Annotated in this window: 16 protein-coding genes; 8 read left to right on the forward strand and 8 right to left on the reverse strand. The window is 65.4% G+C overall.

What is annotated here, in order from left to right; translation table 11 throughout:
* Positions 1-33: 33 nt before the first annotated feature.
* Complete coding sequence (locus KHC28_RS07160) at positions 34-342, forward strand: EthD domain-containing protein (protein ID WP_214007660.1); 309 nt, start codon at positions 34-36, stop codon at positions 340-342.
* A 234-nt stretch (positions 343-576) separates the two neighbouring features.
* Here the strand turns inward: KHC28_RS07160 and KHC28_RS07165 are convergent, their stop codons facing one another.
* From KHC28_RS07165 to KHC28_RS07180, 4 genes are all read right to left on the reverse strand, one after another.
* Positions 577-1,098, reverse strand: a complete 522-nt coding sequence (locus tag KHC28_RS07165; protein WP_214007661.1) for a DUF302 domain-containing protein — start codon at positions 1,096-1,098, stop codon at positions 577-579.
* Positions 1,099-1,159: 61 nt separating this feature from the next.
* Positions 1,160-1,879, reverse strand: coding sequence for a hypothetical protein (locus KHC28_RS07170; protein ID WP_214007662.1), 720 nt, complete (start codon positions 1,877-1,879; stop codon positions 1,160-1,162).
* Between the two features lie 11 nt (positions 1,880-1,890).
* Positions 1,891-2,715, reverse strand: a complete 825-nt coding sequence (locus KHC28_RS07175; RefSeq protein WP_214007663.1) for an alpha/beta fold hydrolase — start codon at positions 2,713-2,715, stop codon at positions 1,891-1,893.
* A gap of 60 nt (positions 2,716-2,775) precedes the next feature.
* The gene (locus KHC28_RS07180; RefSeq protein ID WP_214007664.1) at positions 2,776-3,795 is read right to left on the reverse strand and encodes an alcohol dehydrogenase; all 1,020 of its coding nucleotides are present in this window, start codon (positions 3,793-3,795) and stop codon (positions 2,776-2,778) included.
* A gap of 439 nt (positions 3,796-4,234) precedes the next feature.
* On the opposite strand from KHC28_RS07180, the gene KHC28_RS07185 reads away from it, so the two are divergent.
* Positions 4,235-4,954: a hypothetical protein gene (locus KHC28_RS07185; RefSeq protein WP_214007665.1), complete on the forward strand. Its 720-nt coding sequence runs from the start codon at positions 4,235-4,237 to the stop codon at positions 4,952-4,954.
* Between the two features lie 9 nt (positions 4,955-4,963).
* On the opposite strand, the gene KHC28_RS07190 is transcribed toward KHC28_RS07185, so the two are convergent.
* The gene (locus tag KHC28_RS07190; RefSeq protein WP_214007666.1) at positions 4,964-5,905 is read right to left on the reverse strand and encodes a GlxA family transcriptional regulator; all 942 of its coding nucleotides are present in this window, start codon (positions 5,903-5,905) and stop codon (positions 4,964-4,966) included.
* Positions 5,906-6,232: 327 nt separating this feature from the next.
* Here KHC28_RS07190 and KHC28_RS07195 point away from each other — a divergent pair, with 327 nt between their 5' ends.
* The 3 genes from KHC28_RS07195 to KHC28_RS07205 all read left to right on the forward strand — a co-directional run bounded on the left by KHC28_RS07195 (position 6,233) and on the right by KHC28_RS07205 (position 9,537).
* Positions 6,233-7,330 carry an L-dopachrome tautomerase-related protein gene (locus KHC28_RS07195; protein ID WP_214007667.1) on the forward strand — a complete coding sequence of 366 codons (1,098 nt, stop codon included), beginning with the start codon at positions 6,233-6,235 and terminating at the stop codon, positions 7,328-7,330.
* Positions 7,331-7,376: 46 nt separating this feature from the next.
* A complete protein-coding gene (locus KHC28_RS07200; protein WP_214007668.1) occupies positions 7,377-8,390 on the forward strand; it encodes a zinc-binding alcohol dehydrogenase family protein in 1,014 nt (337 codons plus the stop codon).
* 184 nt (positions 8,391-8,574) lie between these two features.
* Positions 8,575-9,537 carry a GlxA family transcriptional regulator gene (locus tag KHC28_RS07205; RefSeq protein WP_214007698.1) on the forward strand — a complete coding sequence of 321 codons (963 nt, stop codon included), beginning with the start codon at positions 8,575-8,577 and terminating at the stop codon, positions 9,535-9,537.
* A gap of 70 nt (positions 9,538-9,607) precedes the next feature.
* Here the strand turns inward: KHC28_RS07205 and KHC28_RS07210 are convergent, their stop codons facing one another.
* Positions 9,608-9,967, reverse strand: a complete 360-nt coding sequence (locus tag KHC28_RS07210; protein WP_214007669.1) for a response regulator transcription factor — start codon at positions 9,965-9,967, stop codon at positions 9,608-9,610.
* A gap of 139 nt (positions 9,968-10,106) precedes the next feature.
* Positions 10,107-10,751, reverse strand: coding sequence for a response regulator transcription factor (locus KHC28_RS07215; protein ID WP_214007670.1), 645 nt, complete (start codon positions 10,749-10,751; stop codon positions 10,107-10,109).
* A gap of 52 nt (positions 10,752-10,803) precedes the next feature.
* On the opposite strand from KHC28_RS07215, the gene KHC28_RS07220 reads away from it, so the two are divergent.
* From KHC28_RS07220 to rclC, 3 genes are all read left to right on the forward strand, one after another.
* Positions 10,804-13,566, forward strand: a complete 2,763-nt coding sequence (locus tag KHC28_RS07220; protein WP_246564470.1) for an MFS transporter — start codon at positions 10,804-10,806, stop codon at positions 13,564-13,566.
* A 332-nt stretch (positions 13,567-13,898) separates the two neighbouring features.
* Entirely contained in the window at positions 13,899-14,246 is a 348-nt protein-coding gene (locus tag KHC28_RS07225; protein ID WP_214007671.1) for a carboxymuconolactone decarboxylase family protein, read from the forward strand.
* Positions 14,247-14,255: 9 nt separating this feature from the next.
* Entirely contained in the window at positions 14,256-14,894 is a 639-nt protein-coding gene (rclC, locus tag KHC28_RS07230) for a reactive chlorine resistance membrane protein RclC (protein WP_214007672.1), read from the forward strand.
* Between the two features lie 276 nt (positions 14,895-15,170).
* Here rclC and KHC28_RS07235 read toward each other — a convergent pair whose 3' ends face one another.
* Positions 15,171-16,145 (reverse strand): LysR substrate-binding domain-containing protein, encoded by a 975-nt coding sequence (locus KHC28_RS07235; protein WP_214007673.1) that lies wholly within the window; start codon positions 16,143-16,145, stop codon positions 15,171-15,173.
* Positions 16,146-16,251: the final 106 nt, after the last annotated feature.

Raw genomic sequence — 16,251 nt, forward strand, 5'->3', positions numbered from 1 at the left:
CTTAGGCGACCCATCGCGCGAAAGGAATGAGGAATGATCAAAGTATTGTCGATGATGAAGCGCAAAGAAGGAATGAGCCTCGACGAATTCCGGCATTGGCTCACCGAGGAGCATTCGAAGCTGTCGCAGGCGATACCCGGCCTCGACAAATTCATCGTCAACATCGCCAAGACCGACTCGCCCGACAACCCCTTCGATTCTGTCAACGAACTGTATTTCGCCGACGAGGCGGCGATGCAGGCGGCGTTCGGCTCCGATGCCGGGAAGGCTTCGGGGGAAGACGCGTTGGCCCATATTTCCGGGCGCTCCCGCCTGATCACCATCGAGTACAGGTTAAAGTGAATTGCCCTGACGACCCGATACCATAGTGTCGGGTCGTCAATCGGCCGAACAACGCTTTCCTAAAACGACGGCTAAATAGTTGACTTGGTTCCCCAATCTACTACGGCCTATGGGGAAGCCTCAGTTTCACTGACCCAAACCCATGAGGGGATCGCGGAAGCCGACATTCGCCGTAAGGGCCGGGAATGTCTGTTTTCCGGCAGAGTGCTGACATCAGCTCCTGGCGCGAACGCGCTACAAGGCCGCTTCCTCATTTGGCGCCGATGTGCCGGCCGCTGCGAGCAGCACCGCCTCGAGTTCCCGATCGAGAGAGAGGCCGACCTGCAGGACGTCATCGTTCCCGAACTGGCCAAACAGTGATGACGGCCGATCATATTCGAAGAGCACCTCGCCGCCTTCTGTCTCATACAGCGCGACGCGCAGCGGCGCGTAGAGAGCCGCGCCGAGGTGGTGGCGGGTCATTTTCGAAGCGGTGATCGGATTACCGATCTCGTACTGGACCGCGTTCTTCCTGCCTCCCGCGATCGCGAGCAGCGCTCCGTGGTCGCGTTCGAGGAAGATGAAAAGCTTGGGACCATGCGCCTCATGCTCGTCGATGGCGGCCCGGTCGCCGCGGCTCAGCAAGGCGACGATGTTCGCATCCAGCTCCGGCACGGCCGCTGCCAGCGCCGCGCGCACCTCGGCGAATGGCCGCGCGCAGGCGATGCGGACATGTTCGACGGCGATCTGCCGCGACGTGGTTCGGGGGAGTGTCATCAGTGGCTCCTTCCTGCAGGTTGGCCGCGTCGCGCGCCCGTTCATGGCGCGCGACCCTTCCTCACGCGAGGCGGTAATCGGTGATATCGACGCCGACGATCAGCGGCTCCGGCGCCGGCGTGTTGTCCGGTTGCCTTGGGAAGACTCTGAAGCCGGAAGGCAACAGGATGCCTTCGACGTCGACGTGAGGCAGGAGATAGCGCGCCGCCGCGTTGTTGCCCTGGATCTCCACCTCGTAGTCGTGGCGACGGATCAGGCCGTCCGGTCCGACATAGAGGGTCTGCTCCCGGCTATGGGTCGCGATGGTCGCGGGGAAGCTCACGCGCAGCCGCCGCCAGACCTCCCCCTTTTCCGACCAGGGCGCAATCTCCTCGGCTACCACGCCCGGCTGGGCGAGGATGAAGGGCGAGGTCAGATAGGTCCACATCGTATAGCCCGCGAAATAGGCGAGCTGCGGGTTGCTCCAATGGGTCTCCATCGCGAAGCCGGCGAAGCTCGCGCGCGGCTGCTCCAGCCTCTCGACGACGGCACCGTCAGGCGTCTCGATGCTCACCTCATCCGGCGTGAAACGCGAACGGTTCGCCGTTGGATGGAAGGGCCAGTGCGACACCTCCTCCTTGCGGAGGTCCACCCGGACATTGGCATGGGCGAGGACGTCGGGCTTGCCCTTCAGGTCCCAGAGAATGCCGAACTGGTGAAGCCGGGCCGTCAGGACGGAAAACCGGCGGAAGCGTTCGAGGCCGCCATGGGCCTCGATCACCTGCTGTTGGAGATCGTGCATGTGTCGGTCCCTCACGCGTCCAGGAAGATGCGGCAATGGGCGACGAACCTCTCCGGGTACTGGAACAGCGCACCATGACCGGAGTCGGGGTAGAGGATGAGCTCGGCGTTCGGTATCGCCTTGAACATGTTGTAGGCGTTGATGCTGGGAAACATGGTGTCGTCGCTGCCATGCACGATCAGCGCGGGCTGCCGGATGGAGCGCAGCGTCGCCTCGTCCTCTTCCTCGCGCGCGCACCATCCGATGATCGCCTTCGCCTGCGGCTCGCTGACGTCGTCGCCGCTCTCCGGATCGCGCTCCTGCTTACGGGCCGTTGCGCGGGCGACGAAGGCGCGGCCGGCGCGCTGGCTCATCTCGGAGGGTGTGAAGAACAGCGGCAGCCGCACATCCGGCGCGCCTTGGGCGAAAGCGTCCTCGACGACGGCCATCAGATGCTCCTCGCCACCGCGAGGCGCCGCGCCGGCGATGATGAGCTTCCCGATCAGATCGGGCTGCTGCACGGCGAGGAGCTGGGCCAGCATGCCGCCGAGGGAGAAGCCGAGCAGATCGACCCGCGCGAGACCGAGACCCCGGATGAAGGTCCCGGCATCGGCCGCCATCTGCTCCACCGTGTCGGGCGTCCGGCCGGTCGAGGAACCCACGCCGAGATTGTCGAAGACGACGACCGGGCGGGTCTGTGCAAGAGCGTTCACCACAGCCGGATCCCAAGCATCCATCGTGCCGGTGAAATGCTGGAGCAGGACGAGCGGCGTTCCGGTCGCGGGCCCGAGGCGTCGGAACGCGAAGCGCACATCGTCGATGCCGAGGAATTCGGTCTTTGCGGTTTCAAGTGACATGATCGGTCCTTCGCGAGCCGGATGGCTCGACGTGATGACAGGTTAGGAGGTATGCGCGGGTCACATGGTCAGGACGATGCGGAAGCGGGCCTGGCCCGACATCATCTTCCGATAGGCTTCAGGAGCCTGTTCCAGCGGCATGGTCTCGATCATGGCGGCGACGCCGGCGAGCGAGCTGAAGCGCAGCGTGTCATCGGCCGTCGCCGGGTCGCCGGTCAGCGCCCCCTCGATGGATCGCCCGCCGAACAGCAGGTCCGCCGTCGACACCTCGACCGGCTCGGGGCTCGCCCCCAGCGCGATAATCCGGCCGCGCGGCCGGAGCCCCTTCACCGCCTCCGCGACCACCGTGCCGCCGGACGCCGTCGCGACCACGAGATGGGCACCGCCCAGCTTCTGCAGCGCCTCGGCGATCGCGACAGTCGAGCTGTCGACATAGTGATGGGCGCCGAGCTTTTCCGCGAGCCCTCCCTTGTCCGGCCCACGGCCGATGGCGACGACCTCGAAGCCCATGCGTCGCGCGAACTGCACCGCGAGGTGCCCCAGCCCGCCAATGCCGATAATGGCGACGAGATCGCCGGCTCGGGCCGGCGAATTGCGCGGGGCGCTGAACGTGGTGAGACCGGCGCAGAGCAGCGGCGCGGCATCCTCGGATGAGAGGCCGTCGGGAACCGATACCAAGCCGCTGGCCCGCGCCAGCATGTATTGCGCGTAGCCGCCATCATGGTGGACACCGGTGAACTCCTGGTTCCGGCAATTGACGAGGTCGCCCCTGCGGCACTCGTCGCAATGGCCGCAGCTCCCGCCGAGAAAACCAACGCCGACGCGCTGCCCGAGCGTCCAGCCCTCGACATGGTCTCCGATCGCATCGATCACGCCTACCGCCTCATGGCCGGGCACGCGCGGCCAGTCGATCGGAAACGCGCCCTCGACCGTCCCGGCGTCGGAATGGCAGACGCCGCAGGCCTGAACGCGCAGCCGTACCTGCCCGCTTGCCGGGGCGGCGAGCGGCTTGCGCGTCAATTCGAGCCGGCCCGGCGCGACGGCCTGAACGGCGAGGTAGGTGTCCGACTGGCTCGACATGGGAGCTCCCGCGATTGCGAACAGGGGGATGATCGATGAGGTGCCATCGGAAACCGGAGGCGCCTGACACGTCCGATTGAACATCACCGCCGCGCCGTGACGAAGGTCAGCAAAGCCATGTTTCCGGCCATCCTGTCGAGAATGCAGGTCGGATTGAAAAGCGGTCATTCCCGAAATCGATCGTTCAAGTCGCCGGGCGTCCCACCTCCTTTCAGAAGATCCTCGGCCCTTCCGCCCGCCAGTTCTGAACCTCTTTGCCTTCTTCACTTGGCGAGCCAGGAAGAAGACCGGGAATGACGCGGCCCGGCAGCCGCGTTCCATGCAAGCCGCACCGAACGCGGCCTGAAACAAGGCATCTATGTCGTTCAGTACCGCCCCGGGCGCCGCCTAGGCTTCCTCCACGCCGCCCGCCATTCCGTGGGCCCAGCAGGAGAGCAGCATGACCCGGCTTAAGGACCTTGCTATCGAGGCACATGGCGGCCTCCAGCGCTGGCGGCAGTTCGACAAGGTTTCCGCCGACCTCGTCCAGGGCGGCGTGCTGTGGGCACTGAAGGGACAGCCCCACACTCTGGCGGGGACCACCGTGACGGTTGGCCTCAAGGGCGAATGGGCGTCGCACGCACCATTCGGGGGCGCTGGCCGGCGTTCGCGCTTCACTCCCGGCCGGGTTGCTCTCGAGGCGGACGACGGCACCGTACTCGACGAACTTCTCCAGCCCCGGGCAAGCTTTGCGGGGCACACGCTGCAGACGCCCTGGAGCGAGCTGCAGCTCGCCTATTTCGCCGGCTGCGCCATGTGGACCTATCTCAACATGCCGTTCGTGCTGGCGTGGCCGGGCGTGGAGACCGAGGAACTCGAGCCCTGGCAGACCGAGGAGGGCGACTGGCGTCGTCTCGCGGTGCGGTTCCCGGCGAACATCGCGACGCACAGCGCGGTGCAGACGCTCTATTTCGACGGCGACGGGCTGCTCAAGCGTCACGACTACGATGTCGAAATCGCCGGCAACACGCCCGGCGCTCACCTCATCTCGGACTATGAGGAGGTGTCCGGCATCAAGTTCCCTACCAGAAGGCGCATCTTCGCCCGGCAGCCCGACGGCAGCTTCAGCCGGGAACCGCTGGTGGTCTCGATCGACCTGTCCAACATCCGCCTCGGCTAGCCGGGCGGCCTAGAGCGCGGCGACAGGCCCGGCTTCGCTGCGGATCGCCCTCGGCACCTCGCCGAGCACCCGAAGGAAGGACAGCCGCATGCGTTCCCGGTTCGCGAAGCCCACTTCGCGGGCGATTACCTCGATGGGCAGCCGACTCTGCTCCAGCATCAGCCGCGCGGCCTCCACCCGCAGCGCCTCGACGGCCTTGGCCGGCGTCGTGCCGGTCTCCGTCCGGAACAGGCGGCTGAATTGGCGCGGGCTCAGGCAGGCGACATCGGCCAGATCCTCGATCGTCAGCTCGTTGGCGAGATTCTGACGCGCATGGTTGAGCGCCGCCTGGATCCGATCCTCCTGCGGGCTGAGATCCAGCAGGGTGGAGTGCTGGGACTGCCCGCCCGAGCGGCGATGATACATCACCATGCCCTTGGCGACCGAGCGTGCCACCTCGGCACCATGGTCACGTTCGATCATGCCGACGACGAGATCGGTGCCGGCCGTCATGCCGGCCGACGTCCAGATCGGACCATCGGCGATGAAGATCTTGTCCATGTCGACACGGCAGCTGGGAAAGCGGTCCCGCAGGGCCTGCGCATAGCGCCAATGGGTGGTGGCGCGCCGGCCATTCAGCAGGCCGGCATCGCCCAGCACGAACGAGCCGAGGCAGATGGCGGCGACGCGCCGGGTGTCGCGGGCAGCGGCACGCAGGAGCCGGATCAGCCCCGGCGACGAGGTCGGTATCTCCAGCCCCGCCGCGACGAGCAGCGTGTCATAGGCGCCGGTGTCGAAGGCATCCGTCATCACCTGCATGCCGGACGAGGCGGCGACCAGCCCACCTTGCTCCGACAGCACCCGAACGTCGTACAGCTTCCGGCCCGCCTGCTTGTTGGCGATGTCGAAAGCCGCCACCGCGCCGAAGCAGATCGGTTGGAACTCCGGGCACAGGACCAGACCGACTTTCATGCTTCCTCTCCGGAGTGGCTCACCGCGAATGTGGGGGCCCACGGCCCATCTGCAATCGCGTGGCCGGAATGATGGCATCTACGTCCTGTCGGACCGAGGCATCCCGCTGCTACCGCATACATCGTGATCGCCGTCATCGGCAGGTGCCGACCCTCGCCCGCCCTTGGTGTTCGCTATCCAACCTTGCGGGGCGTCACCGCCACAGCGGCTTCGACGCGCCGACCTCCCTCTCTACCGGGATATCGGCCGTCGCCCCCAATTCCTCGGTCGACCTACCCCGCCCGACGCCAGGCGGCCCCGCATCCAAGGACGTTCAAGGCACGTGAGATGAACTGGATAACCACGCTTTCGGCCGCCACGATGATCCTTACCTCCGGCACGGCGATATCGGGAGCCGCGGCGGCCCCGATCGACATCGAGATCGCCGCCGAAAGCCACGACATGATCTGGAACGCCGTCGCGGTGGACCATGGCCGCGTCTTCGTGGCGGGCCCGCGCTGGACCGGCTCGAAAGGCCCCTCACTCGCCCTCATCGACGGGCATGGGATCGCCCGGCCCTATCCGTCGCCGCAATGGAACGGCTGGACGCCGGGCGTCGCCAACGGCACGACCTTCGTCAACGTGAACGCCATACATCTCGACGGCAAGGGTGGGCTCTGGGCGGTAGATACCGGCTCGCCGGAATTCGGCGGCGACCCGCTGCCGGGCGCCGCCAAGCTGGTCCGCCTCGACCTCGCCACCGATGCGGTCGACCGGGTGATTCCGCTCGGGCCGACGGCGGCGCTTGCCGGCAGCTATATCGACGACATCCGCTTCAACGGCGACCATGCCTACCTCACCGATGCCGGCAGGCCGGGGCTGATCGTGCTCGACCTGCGTGACGGCTCCACGCGCCGGGTTCTGGAGGGCCACGGGTCGGTAACGGCACGCCCGGACCGGGACATCTTCCTCGACGGCCAGCCCTTGACGGGTCCCGACGGCAAGCCCCTTCACGTCCATAGCGATCCGCTTGAAGTCTCGCCGGACGGCAAATGGCTTCATTACGGACCGCTGGAGGGGCCGTGGTCGCGCATCGAGACACGCTTTCTGGACGATGCCTCGCTATCGCCGGACGAGCTCGCCGAAAAGGTCGAGCCCTGGGCCAACCTGCCGCCGGTCGGCGGCACGGTGATGGATTCGAACGGCGATCTCTACTTCACCGATCTCGCCGCCAATGCCCTTCGCAAACGCGCGGCGGACGGCACGGTGACGACGCTGCTCGTCTCGCCGGAACTGCACTGGGTCGATGCCCCTTTCATCGATACCGACCACGTCTTGTGGCTGCCGGTGCCGCAGATCGATCGCGCGGCCATGTTCAACGGCGGCACTTCGCAGATTCGCTGGCCCATCAGGCTGTTCCGCCTGCCGCTCGGCGCCCGGCCGTGAGCGCAACCCGGCCCTCCGGCCGATCCACAATCCTCAGGAGATCAAGATGAAAGCAATCGGCTATCAGCAGCCCGGCCCCATCGATCGCGAGTCCGCGCTGATCGACATCGAGCTGGAACGCCCGAAGGCAACGGGACGCGACCTTCTGGTCGAAGTCCGGGCCATCTCGGTCAATCCGGTCGACACCAAGGTACGACTCGGCGCCGCGGCGCCGGCCGGCGAGTGGAAAGTGCTCGGCTGGGACGCCGTCGGACGCGTGGCGGAAATCGGCGAGGCGGTGAGCGCCTTCAAGCCGGGCGATGAGGTCTACTATGCCGGCTCCATCGCCCGCGCCGGCGCCAACAGCCAGTTCCACCTCGTCGACGAACGCATCGTCGGTCGCAAGCCGGCTTCATTGTCCCACGCCGAAGCCGCCGCGCTGCCACTCACGGCGATCACCGCCTGGGAGATGCTGTTCGACCGCCTCGATATCCGCAGGCCGGTGCCGGGTGCCGCCAACGCGATCCTCATCATCGGCGGCGCCGGTGGCGTCGGCTCGATCGCCATCCAGCTGGTGCGGGCGCTGACCGACGTGACGGTCATCGCCACCGCGTCGCGGCCGGAGACCCAGAGCTGGGTGAAGGAACTCGGGGCTCACCACGTCGTCGACCACGGCAAGCCTCTCGCCGAGCAGGTGGCGGCACTCGGCATCGGCGCGCCGGCCTTTGTGTTCTCGACGACCGAAACCCACCGGCACTTCAAGGAAATCGTCGAGCTGATCGCGCCCCAGGGGCGGTTCGGGCTGATCGACGACCCGGAGACGCTCGATGTCATGTCTTTCAAGCGCAAGGCGGTGTCGACGCATTGGGAGTTCATGTTCACCCGCTCGCTTTTCCAGACGGCCGACATGGCCGAGCAGGGCAAGCTGCTCGACGCGGTGGCTCAGCTGGTCGACGAGGGGAATATCCGTACGACGGTGACGGAGATCCTCCACCCCATCAATGCCGAGAACCTCGCGAAGGCCCACGCATGGCTCGAAAGCGGCAGGGCCAAGGGCAAGATCGTCCTCGAGGGCTTCTGACGGCTCCCTGCACGGTGCGACCGCCGTGCAGGGCTCCCTCTCCACAAGGCGCGCCATGCCTCGGCATGTCGTGCCCTCCGCGCTCGACCGTCCCCGCAGGTCACTCCTCTGCGACGGATTTGCGTTCCACCGCGGCGCGTGGAACGAAGGAGCGGTACGGACCGAGGACCAGATCGAAGCAATCATGCGTAAGCTTATCAGTATCGGGCTGCTGGTCGCCGAGGGGTTCCAGGTCATGGGGCTCGCGGCACTCTCGGCGTTCGAAATGGCCAACCGCGTGCTGGAATATCCCGGCTACGACGTCCACGTCATCTCCGAGCACGGCGGGCCGGTACGCAACTCCCTCGGATTTGCGATCGAGACCAAGCCGTTTCCCGCAAGCTTCCACGACACCACGGTGACGATCGGCTCACTGGCGATGGGACCGACATCGCCCGGGCATCTCGATTATCTGAACCGGGCCGTCGGACGCTCCCGCCGGATCGCGGGCGTCTGTACCGGCGCCTTCGCGCTGGCGGAAGCCGGCCTGCTGAACGGACGGCGGGCGACCACGCACTGGGCGCATGCCGCCCGCCTTCAGGCCGAGTTTCCCGCGATCCGGGTCGATGCCGACCGCATCTTCATCAACGATGGCGGGTTCTGGACCTCCGCCGGCATGAGTGCGGCCATGGACATGGCGCTGGCACTTGTGGAGGACGATTTCGGCCAGGAGATCGCGCGCACGACGGCGCGCCGCATGGTGCTTTATCTCCGTCGTCCCGGCGGCCAGTCCCAGTTCTCGACCCTGGTGGAAGTCGAGCCGAAGACGGACCGGATTCGTCGGGTGCTGGCCTACGCGAAGGAAAATCTGGCGAAGGACCTCTCGATCGAGGAACTCGCGCAATGCGCCAATCTCAGCGTCCGCCAGTTCAGCCGGCTATTCCGCAACGAGACCGGGCAGACGCCCGCAAAGGTGATAGAGACGCTCCGCCTCGAAGCGGCCCGCCTGCTCATGGAGGAAGGGCGCTTTCCACTCGACGAGATCGCGCAGATCACCGGATTTGCCGACCGCGAACGTATGCGCCGCGCCTTCGTGCGCTCGTTCGGCCAATCCCCGCAGGTCGTCCGTCGCCGCATCGTCCAGGACCGCCAGACCAGCTTCGCCTGAAAGCGCGCCATGAGCCCCCATTCGGGGCGAGCGACCGACATTCGCACGGCATCGAGACCAGCGGACAGGCCTACTCGCCCAGGCAGCGTATCAGTGCCTCGGCGAGGATCGGCTTGCGCAGCAGGCAGGCCGCACCGCCGGCCATCGCACGGCGGCGCACCGTCTCGTCGCCGAGAGCCGTCATAACGATGATATGCATGGTCGGGTGACGCACGCGAATAATTGCCTGAAGTTCCAGTCCGCTCATCCCCGGCATGTTCACGTCCGTGAGCAGGTGCGAGATTTCATCCTGCGGGGCGGACTCCAGAAATGCCTCCGCCGAAGCGTAGGAATGGGTCTTGTAGCCAAGAGACTGAAGGAATGACGTCGTAGCGTCGAGGAATGCTTCGTCGTCATCGACGATCGCTACGGATCTCGGTTTGACCGTCACGGCCAACGCTCCCGGGCCTTGAGAATATTTCCTCCCACTAAATGGAGCAGCAGCCGACAGCTGGTAACTATACGATAGTTTACGGCACAATAATACCTTCACCAGGACACTCCCCGAGGCGGGCGTGCATGGGTGCCGCCTAGGCGTCTGACGCCACCCTGATGAGCTCCGCCTTGCGAACGAGATCCGCCACGGATGTCGCCTTCATCTTTCGCATGACATTGCCCCGGTGAATTTTTACGGTGATTTCGCTCACGCCGAGTTCGTGGGCGATCTGCTTGTTGAGAAGGCCCGCCACCACGAGGCGCATCACCTCCACCTCACGGGGCGTGAGGGTGGCCGAAAGCTCGACGATCCCCACGGTCGCCGCCTTTTCGGCCCGCCGGGCGGTGTCCCGCTCGATGGCCACCGTCACCGCGTCCAGCATTTCCTGGTCGCGGAACGGCTTGGTGAGAAAGTCCGTGGCGCCGGCCTTCATCGCCCGCACGGACATCGGGATGTCCCCATAGCCGGTCATGAAGATGATCGGCATGCGATTGCCCATCGCGTTCAACTTGGTCTGAAGATCGAGGCCACTCGCCCCCGGCAGGCGCACATCGAGGACGAGGCAGCCCGGACGATCCGGCAGTTGCGCCTCCAGCAGCTCAGTCGTGGAACTGAACGCCATCGCCTCCAGCCCCACCGAGTCGAAGATATCGGAAAGGCCATGGCGAATGCCCTCGTCATCGTCGACGACGAGAACGAGAGGGGTCTGGTTGGGCGCTGGGGTCGTCGGCTTTTTCATGGGCGGGACCAGTGTGACCGGCCACCCTTACGCCGCCCCCACAAAACGCGCCATGTTTATTTTAGATCAAGCCAAGGACATTTCTGCAATAAATAAAGGTCAAAGCGCTCAATTTCGGACATATAGACATCTAATTCAGACATATCCAAAATACATGATCAGTAGACGTCGTGGATCGATACCGATAGACAACGGAATATCTGCGCGATCTGGAGCCTCCCGCCGTGCGTTTCGATCACTCCACCGGAGACCACGGACCGGTACCTCGCAAGCACACGAGCATCCCGCTCCGCGCCAGCACTATCGGCGCGGCATGAGCAGCGCCGGACCGGGAGGCTCCCGCCAGAAGTCGGCGCGCGTGCTGTTCGCCAGCTTGGTCGGCACGGCGGTGGAGTTCTACGACTTCTACATCTATGCCACGGCGGCGAGCCTGATCTTTGGACCGCTGTTCTTCCCGGCATCCGTGCCCTCGATGGAACTGATCGGCGCCTATGCGAGCTTCGGCATCGCGTTCATCGCGCGGCCGCTCGGAGGCGCGGTGTTCGGCCATTTCGGCGACCGTATCGGCCGCAAGACGACATTGGTGGCTTCGCTTCTGCTGATGGGCGGCTCGACCGCCGCCATCGGCCTGCTGCCCACCTACGAACTGGTGGGATGGCTGGCGCCGCTGCTGCTGTGCCTGCTGCGTTTCGGCCAGGGGTTGGCGCTCGGCGGCGAATGGACGGGCGCGACGCTGCTTGCCCTGGAGAACGCCCCGCCCGGCTGGCGCGCCCGCTACGCGATGTTCGCACCGCTTGGCGCCCCGATCGGCTTCATCATCGCCAACGGGCTGTTTCTCATCCTCACCCTGGTCCTCTCGGTCGAGGAGTTTCGCGACTGGGGCTGGCGGGTGCCCTTCCTCGCCAGCATCCCCCTGATCTGGATCGGCCTGTGGGTTAGGCTCAATCTGGTGGAGACCATGGAGTTCGCCGCGGCTCTCGCCGAGGCGCCGCCCCCGCGCGTCCCGCTTCTGGAACTGCTGCGCACCCACCCGCACCAGGTCGTTGCCGGCACGTTCGGCGTCGTCGCGTGTTTTTCGCTCTACTACACGGCGACCGCCTTCGCCCTCGGCTACGGTACGTCCGTCCTCGGCTATCCGCGCTCGGCCTTCCTGCTCATCGAGCTCGGGGCCATTCTTTTCATGGGCGCCAGCATCGTGCTGGCAAGCTGGCTATCGGATCGCTTCAGTCCCGAGAACATCCTGATCGTCGGCTGCGCCGGGACCATTCTCTCCGGCATCCTGCTGTCGCCCATGATGGGCAGCGGCTCGCTCACGATCGTCTTCCTGTTCCTGTCCTTCTCATTATTCGTCATGGGGTTCGTCAACGGCCCTCTCGCCGCGTGGCTACCCGAGCTGTTTCCTCCGCGGATCCGCTATTCCGGCACCTCGGTGGCGTTCAATTTCGGCGGCATCATTGGCGGCGCCTTCTCGCCGTTGATTTCGCAGGCGCTGGCGGAAGGAAGCGGGCTTGCCGCGGTCGGCTTCTATCTCGCCATCACCGGCGGCCTCAGCCTGATCGCGTTCGACTTCAGCGCGCGCAAGCGCACACTCGGGGCGCTGGCCCAGAGCGAGAGCCGATACCGGTCGCTGTTCGAGCAGGCACATGTTTCGCTCTGCGAAATGGATCTCACCGATCTGAAGGAGGCGCTGGAGGCGCCGAGCGGCCGCACAGGCAGCGGGCGCGATATGCCTCGCGAGAGAACGTCCCTCGATAAACTCGCCGAGCTCGTGCACCTTGTCGATGTGAACGAAGCGACGGCGCGGCTTCTGGCCAGCCCAACCCGCGCTTCGGTGCTCGGGCCCATCGAGCGCTTCCTGATCAACTCCGACATGCTGCTGGAGCCGCTCGTGGCGGCGATCCGCAATCGATCGGGCCATGTGGAGACCCAGATCCGGTTGCGCGCACTCGACGGGCGCGAACTCACGGTCATGCTGGTGATGACCTTGCCGGACGACGATGCGTCGTTCCGCCGGGTGAGCGGCGCCATGCTCGACATCACCGAACGCGAGGCGGCGCGCGAGGCATTGGCCGCCGCCCAGCAGGAACTGGCGCGGGTCGGGCGCATCTCCACCGTCGGGGCGATCTCCGCCTCCATCGCGCATGAGCTGAACCAGCCGATCGGCGCCATGGTGATGAGCGTGCAGGCCTGTGTCCGCTGGCTTCAGCGCGACCCACCCGACCTGGACGCCGCGACCCGCGCCGCCGAACGAGCGGTGAAGGACGGCGTGCGGGCCAGCGACATCATACAGCGCACCCGCGAGCAACTGAGGCAAGCGCGTCGGCAACCCGAGCCGGTCGATCTGCGGAAAGTGGCCGAAGAAGCGGTCAGCCTGCTCGACCGCGAACTGCTCGCGACCGGCACGCGGGTGCGGCTCGACCTCGGATCGGACGATGCGGCGGTCGTTGCCGATCGCGTGGAGCTGCAGCAGGTGATCATCAATCTGATGACCAATGGCATGCACGCAATGGGCGAGACCGCGGAAGACGCGCGCCAGCTCGAGATAAGCCTCCGCGCCGAGGGGCAGGACCTGCTGCTTCTGTCGGTGCGCGACCACGGCAGCGGCATCGTCCCGGAAAATCTTTCGAAGCTGTTCAATCCCTTCTTCACGACCAAGCGCGAAGGAATGGGCATCGGCCTCGCCATCTGCCGCACCATCGTCGAGGCCTGCGGGGGCTCGCTGCTGGGCCGAAACGGCGAGAAGGGGGGCGCGGTCTTCGAGGTCCGGCTGCCGACCGCGCAGGCGCATGACGCGGAGGGGCTGGCGGCCGAATAGGTCGCCAGCGCGACAGAGCGCCCCACGCGATCTCCGCCGCGCGCCCCTCCTGCCGTGCGTTACCGTAAGGCATCGGCGAGTAGCGCCCATCCACTACCCATACAATCGTATAGGTTATCTCGCCACGCCGGATGACTGTTCCGGCAGGAATAGATCGCGCACAATCTCGTCACATAGAAATTCTCCAACATCGAGAATATTCGATGACGAATTTTCTATAGAGACCGCCGAAAAATTATTTCATCAACAAGCCATTCGCCGCGCGACAAGCAACATCGACAATATATTCGATGCGCTGCGCGCATGTCATGAGTGCAATCCGGAGACGAGACATGAGCATGATGGACTGGAACGACTACCGTCAGCAGGTGCTGGCGGGCGTCGGCGACATGGGAAAGCTGAGCCCCGACACGGTGAGAGGCTATGTCCAGCTCGGCGGCGCCGGCGGCAAGACCGGCCACCTGGACGCCAAGACGCGCGAACTCATCGCGCTGGCGTGCGCCGTCACCCTTCGCTGCGACGGCTGCATAACCGTCCATAGCGAACAGGCCCACAAGCTCGGCGCGACGCGCGAAGAGATCGCCGAAGCGCTTGGCGTCGCCATCGCGCTGAATGCCGGCGCCGCGCTCGTCTATTCCACCCGCACCCTCGACGCCCTCGCGGCGCTCGTCGACATCTGAGAGGCGGACATGGAACAGCTCTATCTGCGCGGCCTCAGGATCGTTGCGGCGCCCCTGTCGTTCAGGATCGGTATCGCCGGCATGAAGATCGCGATCGCGATCATCTTCCTCTGGATAGGAGCGCTCAAATTCGTGCCCTACGAAGCGGACAGCATCACCCCCTTCGTCGCGAACAGTCCCTTCATGTCGTTCTTCTACGACGACCCGAAGGACTACAAGTCGCACCTCACCCGCGAAGGCGAGCTCGATCCGGCGAAGCGGGCCTGGCAGGTGTCGAACAATAGCTATGGCTTTGCGCGAGGGCTCGGCACGCTCGAACTGCTCATCGGCGGCATGACGCTGATCGGCCTCTGGAACCGGAAGATCGGCCTCGTCGGTACTTTTCTCGCCTTCGGTACTCCCTTCATCACGCTATCGTTCCTGGTGACGACGCCGGAAGCCTGGGTCCCCGCCCTTGGCGATGCCGAGCATGGATTCCCCTATCTGTCGGGGGCCGGACGATTGGTGCTAAAGGATGTCGCCCTGCTCGCCGGCGCCTGGCTGGTGCTCGTCGCCACGGCCCGTGAACTGCTCGAAGCCCAGCGGGGATCGCAAACCTATGGCCAGCCCAATCGAGTACAGCTGTCCACGAAAACGGCCGGCTCGTGATGGAGCTGCGCTTCTCTAGATTTTATGCGTAGAGGAACGTGACGGGTGAGCCGAATGCGAAACGTCATCCGTCACGACTGACGCTACCCGACCTCGGCCCCTAGGCGCTTAGGCGCTTAGGCGCTTAGGCAACGGACGCACAACGCATTGATCCATATGCAGATGGAACTATGGCGCTTGGCAAAACCCGCATGTTTTTCCCGCGCCCGCTGTTTGACGGGAAGCCGCAGGTCGTGATCGCGGCTGCGGCGGGCGCAAGCAAGACGGCTAAGCATCTCATTCGGCGGAGGCGATGAAGTTGTACCTGCGCAAGGCTATCGCCTCGTCGAGAAGCCATGACCGAGCAAGCTGCACACGCGGATCGTCCATCCGCGACTCATGGATGAGCAGGTAGTATTCGCCCGCGCTCGTGATCTCGCTCAAATAGGGAATGCAGAGCCCCCGCGCGCTCTCGTCCTGCGCCAGCAGGATATCCGGCACCAGCGCGACCCCACGCCCCTGCCGGGCCGCGTCGAGCGCCATGAAGAAATGCCCGAACTGCAGGTGCGGATCGGCCTCCGCCTCGTAGCGCACACCATTGGCCCGCAGCCAGTCCGGCCAAGCATAGCGCCGCGTGGTGGTGTGTATCAGCGGATAGGCGAGGAGGTCGGCCGCCGCTCGCACCTCATTCGTCAGCAACGCTGGCGCACATACCGGCACGAGCCGGTCAGGAAACAATTCGTCGGCGTGTACGCCGTCCCAGCGAGTGACCATCGGCAACTCGATGCGCGGCTGGGAGCGCTCGTAGCGCCGGCCCGGCAGGCGGCCGACCCGGATAGCGACATCGGCGTCGTGGGCAAGGAGATCCGCCGCTTCGATCGAGGAAACGATACGCGCCTCGATCTCGGGATGGCGGGCGACCAGCAGATGCAGCCGGGGCATGAGCCAGACCGTGGCGATCGTCGGCAGCGCGCTGATGGTGATGGCGGGATCGCTGCGCCGGCGCGTCAGCCGCAATGCGGCGCGCTCCAACTCGTCGAAGATTCCCTCGACCACGCGATAGAACTGCTCGCCCTCGGCGGTGAGCTCGATACGCCGCGTGTGGCGGACGAACAGGTCCTGGCCCAGCTCGATCTCGAGTTCCTTCACCTGCCGGCTGACCGCCCCCTGAGTGAGGTGAAGCTCGTCCGCCGCCCGGGTGAAGGAGAGATGGCGCGCCGCGGCCTCGAACCCCTTCAGCGCATTCAAAGGTGGCAGTCGCCTCTTTCTCATACACCACCTCCGTCATGCATGAGCCTAGATCATGCATGCGTGCCGAACAAATCGTTTGTGACAGGTCCTGCCGCTCGGCATCGTAGCGGCATCTGATTTCCACCGC

Source organism: Ancylobacter sonchi (assembly GCF_018390695.1).
In the GTDB taxonomy this organism is placed as follows: Bacteria; Pseudomonadota; Alphaproteobacteria; order Rhizobiales; family Xanthobacteraceae; genus Ancylobacter; species Ancylobacter sonchi.

What these genes read in the sequence shown, in the direction of transcription:
- KHC28_RS07160 (WP_214007660.1), top strand. Translation starts at nt 34, where the DNA reads ATGATCAAAGTATTGTCGATGATGAAGCGCAAAGAAGGAATGAGCCTC.
- KHC28_RS07165 (WP_214007661.1), bottom strand. Translation starts at nt 1,098, where the DNA reads ATGACACTCCCCCGAACCACGTCGCGGCAGATCGCCGTCGAACATGTC.
- KHC28_RS07170 (WP_214007662.1), bottom strand. Translation starts at nt 1,879, where the DNA reads ATGCACGATCTCCAACAGCAGGTGATCGAGGCCCATGGCGGCCTCGAA.
- KHC28_RS07175 (WP_214007663.1), bottom strand. Translation starts at nt 2,715, where the DNA reads ATGTCACTTGAAACCGCAAAGACCGAATTCCTCGGCATCGACGATGTG.
- KHC28_RS07180 (WP_214007664.1), bottom strand. Translation starts at nt 3,795, where the DNA reads ATGTCGAGCCAGTCGGACACCTACCTCGCCGTTCAGGCCGTCGCGCCG.
- KHC28_RS07185 (WP_214007665.1), top strand. Translation starts at nt 4,235, where the DNA reads ATGACCCGGCTTAAGGACCTTGCTATCGAGGCACATGGCGGCCTCCAG.
- KHC28_RS07190 (WP_214007666.1), bottom strand. Translation starts at nt 5,905, where the DNA reads ATGAAAGTCGGTCTGGTCCTGTGCCCGGAGTTCCAACCGATCTGCTTC.
- KHC28_RS07195 (WP_214007667.1), top strand. Translation starts at nt 6,233, where the DNA reads ATGAACTGGATAACCACGCTTTCGGCCGCCACGATGATCCTTACCTCC.
- KHC28_RS07200 (WP_214007668.1), top strand. Translation starts at nt 7,377, where the DNA reads ATGAAAGCAATCGGCTATCAGCAGCCCGGCCCCATCGATCGCGAGTCC.
- KHC28_RS07205 (WP_214007698.1), top strand. Translation starts at nt 8,575, where the DNA reads ATGCGTAAGCTTATCAGTATCGGGCTGCTGGTCGCCGAGGGGTTCCAG.
- KHC28_RS07215 (WP_214007670.1), bottom strand. Translation starts at nt 10,751, where the DNA reads ATGAAAAAGCCGACGACCCCAGCGCCCAACCAGACCCCTCTCGTTCTC.
- KHC28_RS07220 (WP_246564470.1), top strand. Translation starts at nt 10,804, where the DNA reads ATGTTTATTTTAGATCAAGCCAAGGACATTTCTGCAATAAATAAAGGT.
- KHC28_RS07225 (WP_214007671.1), top strand. Translation starts at nt 13,899, where the DNA reads ATGAGCATGATGGACTGGAACGACTACCGTCAGCAGGTGCTGGCGGGC.
- rclC (WP_214007672.1), top strand. Translation starts at nt 14,256, where the DNA reads ATGGAACAGCTCTATCTGCGCGGCCTCAGGATCGTTGCGGCGCCCCTG.
- KHC28_RS07235 (WP_214007673.1), bottom strand. Translation starts at nt 16,145, where the DNA reads ATGAGAAAGAGGCGACTGCCACCTTTGAATGCGCTGAAGGGGTTCGAG.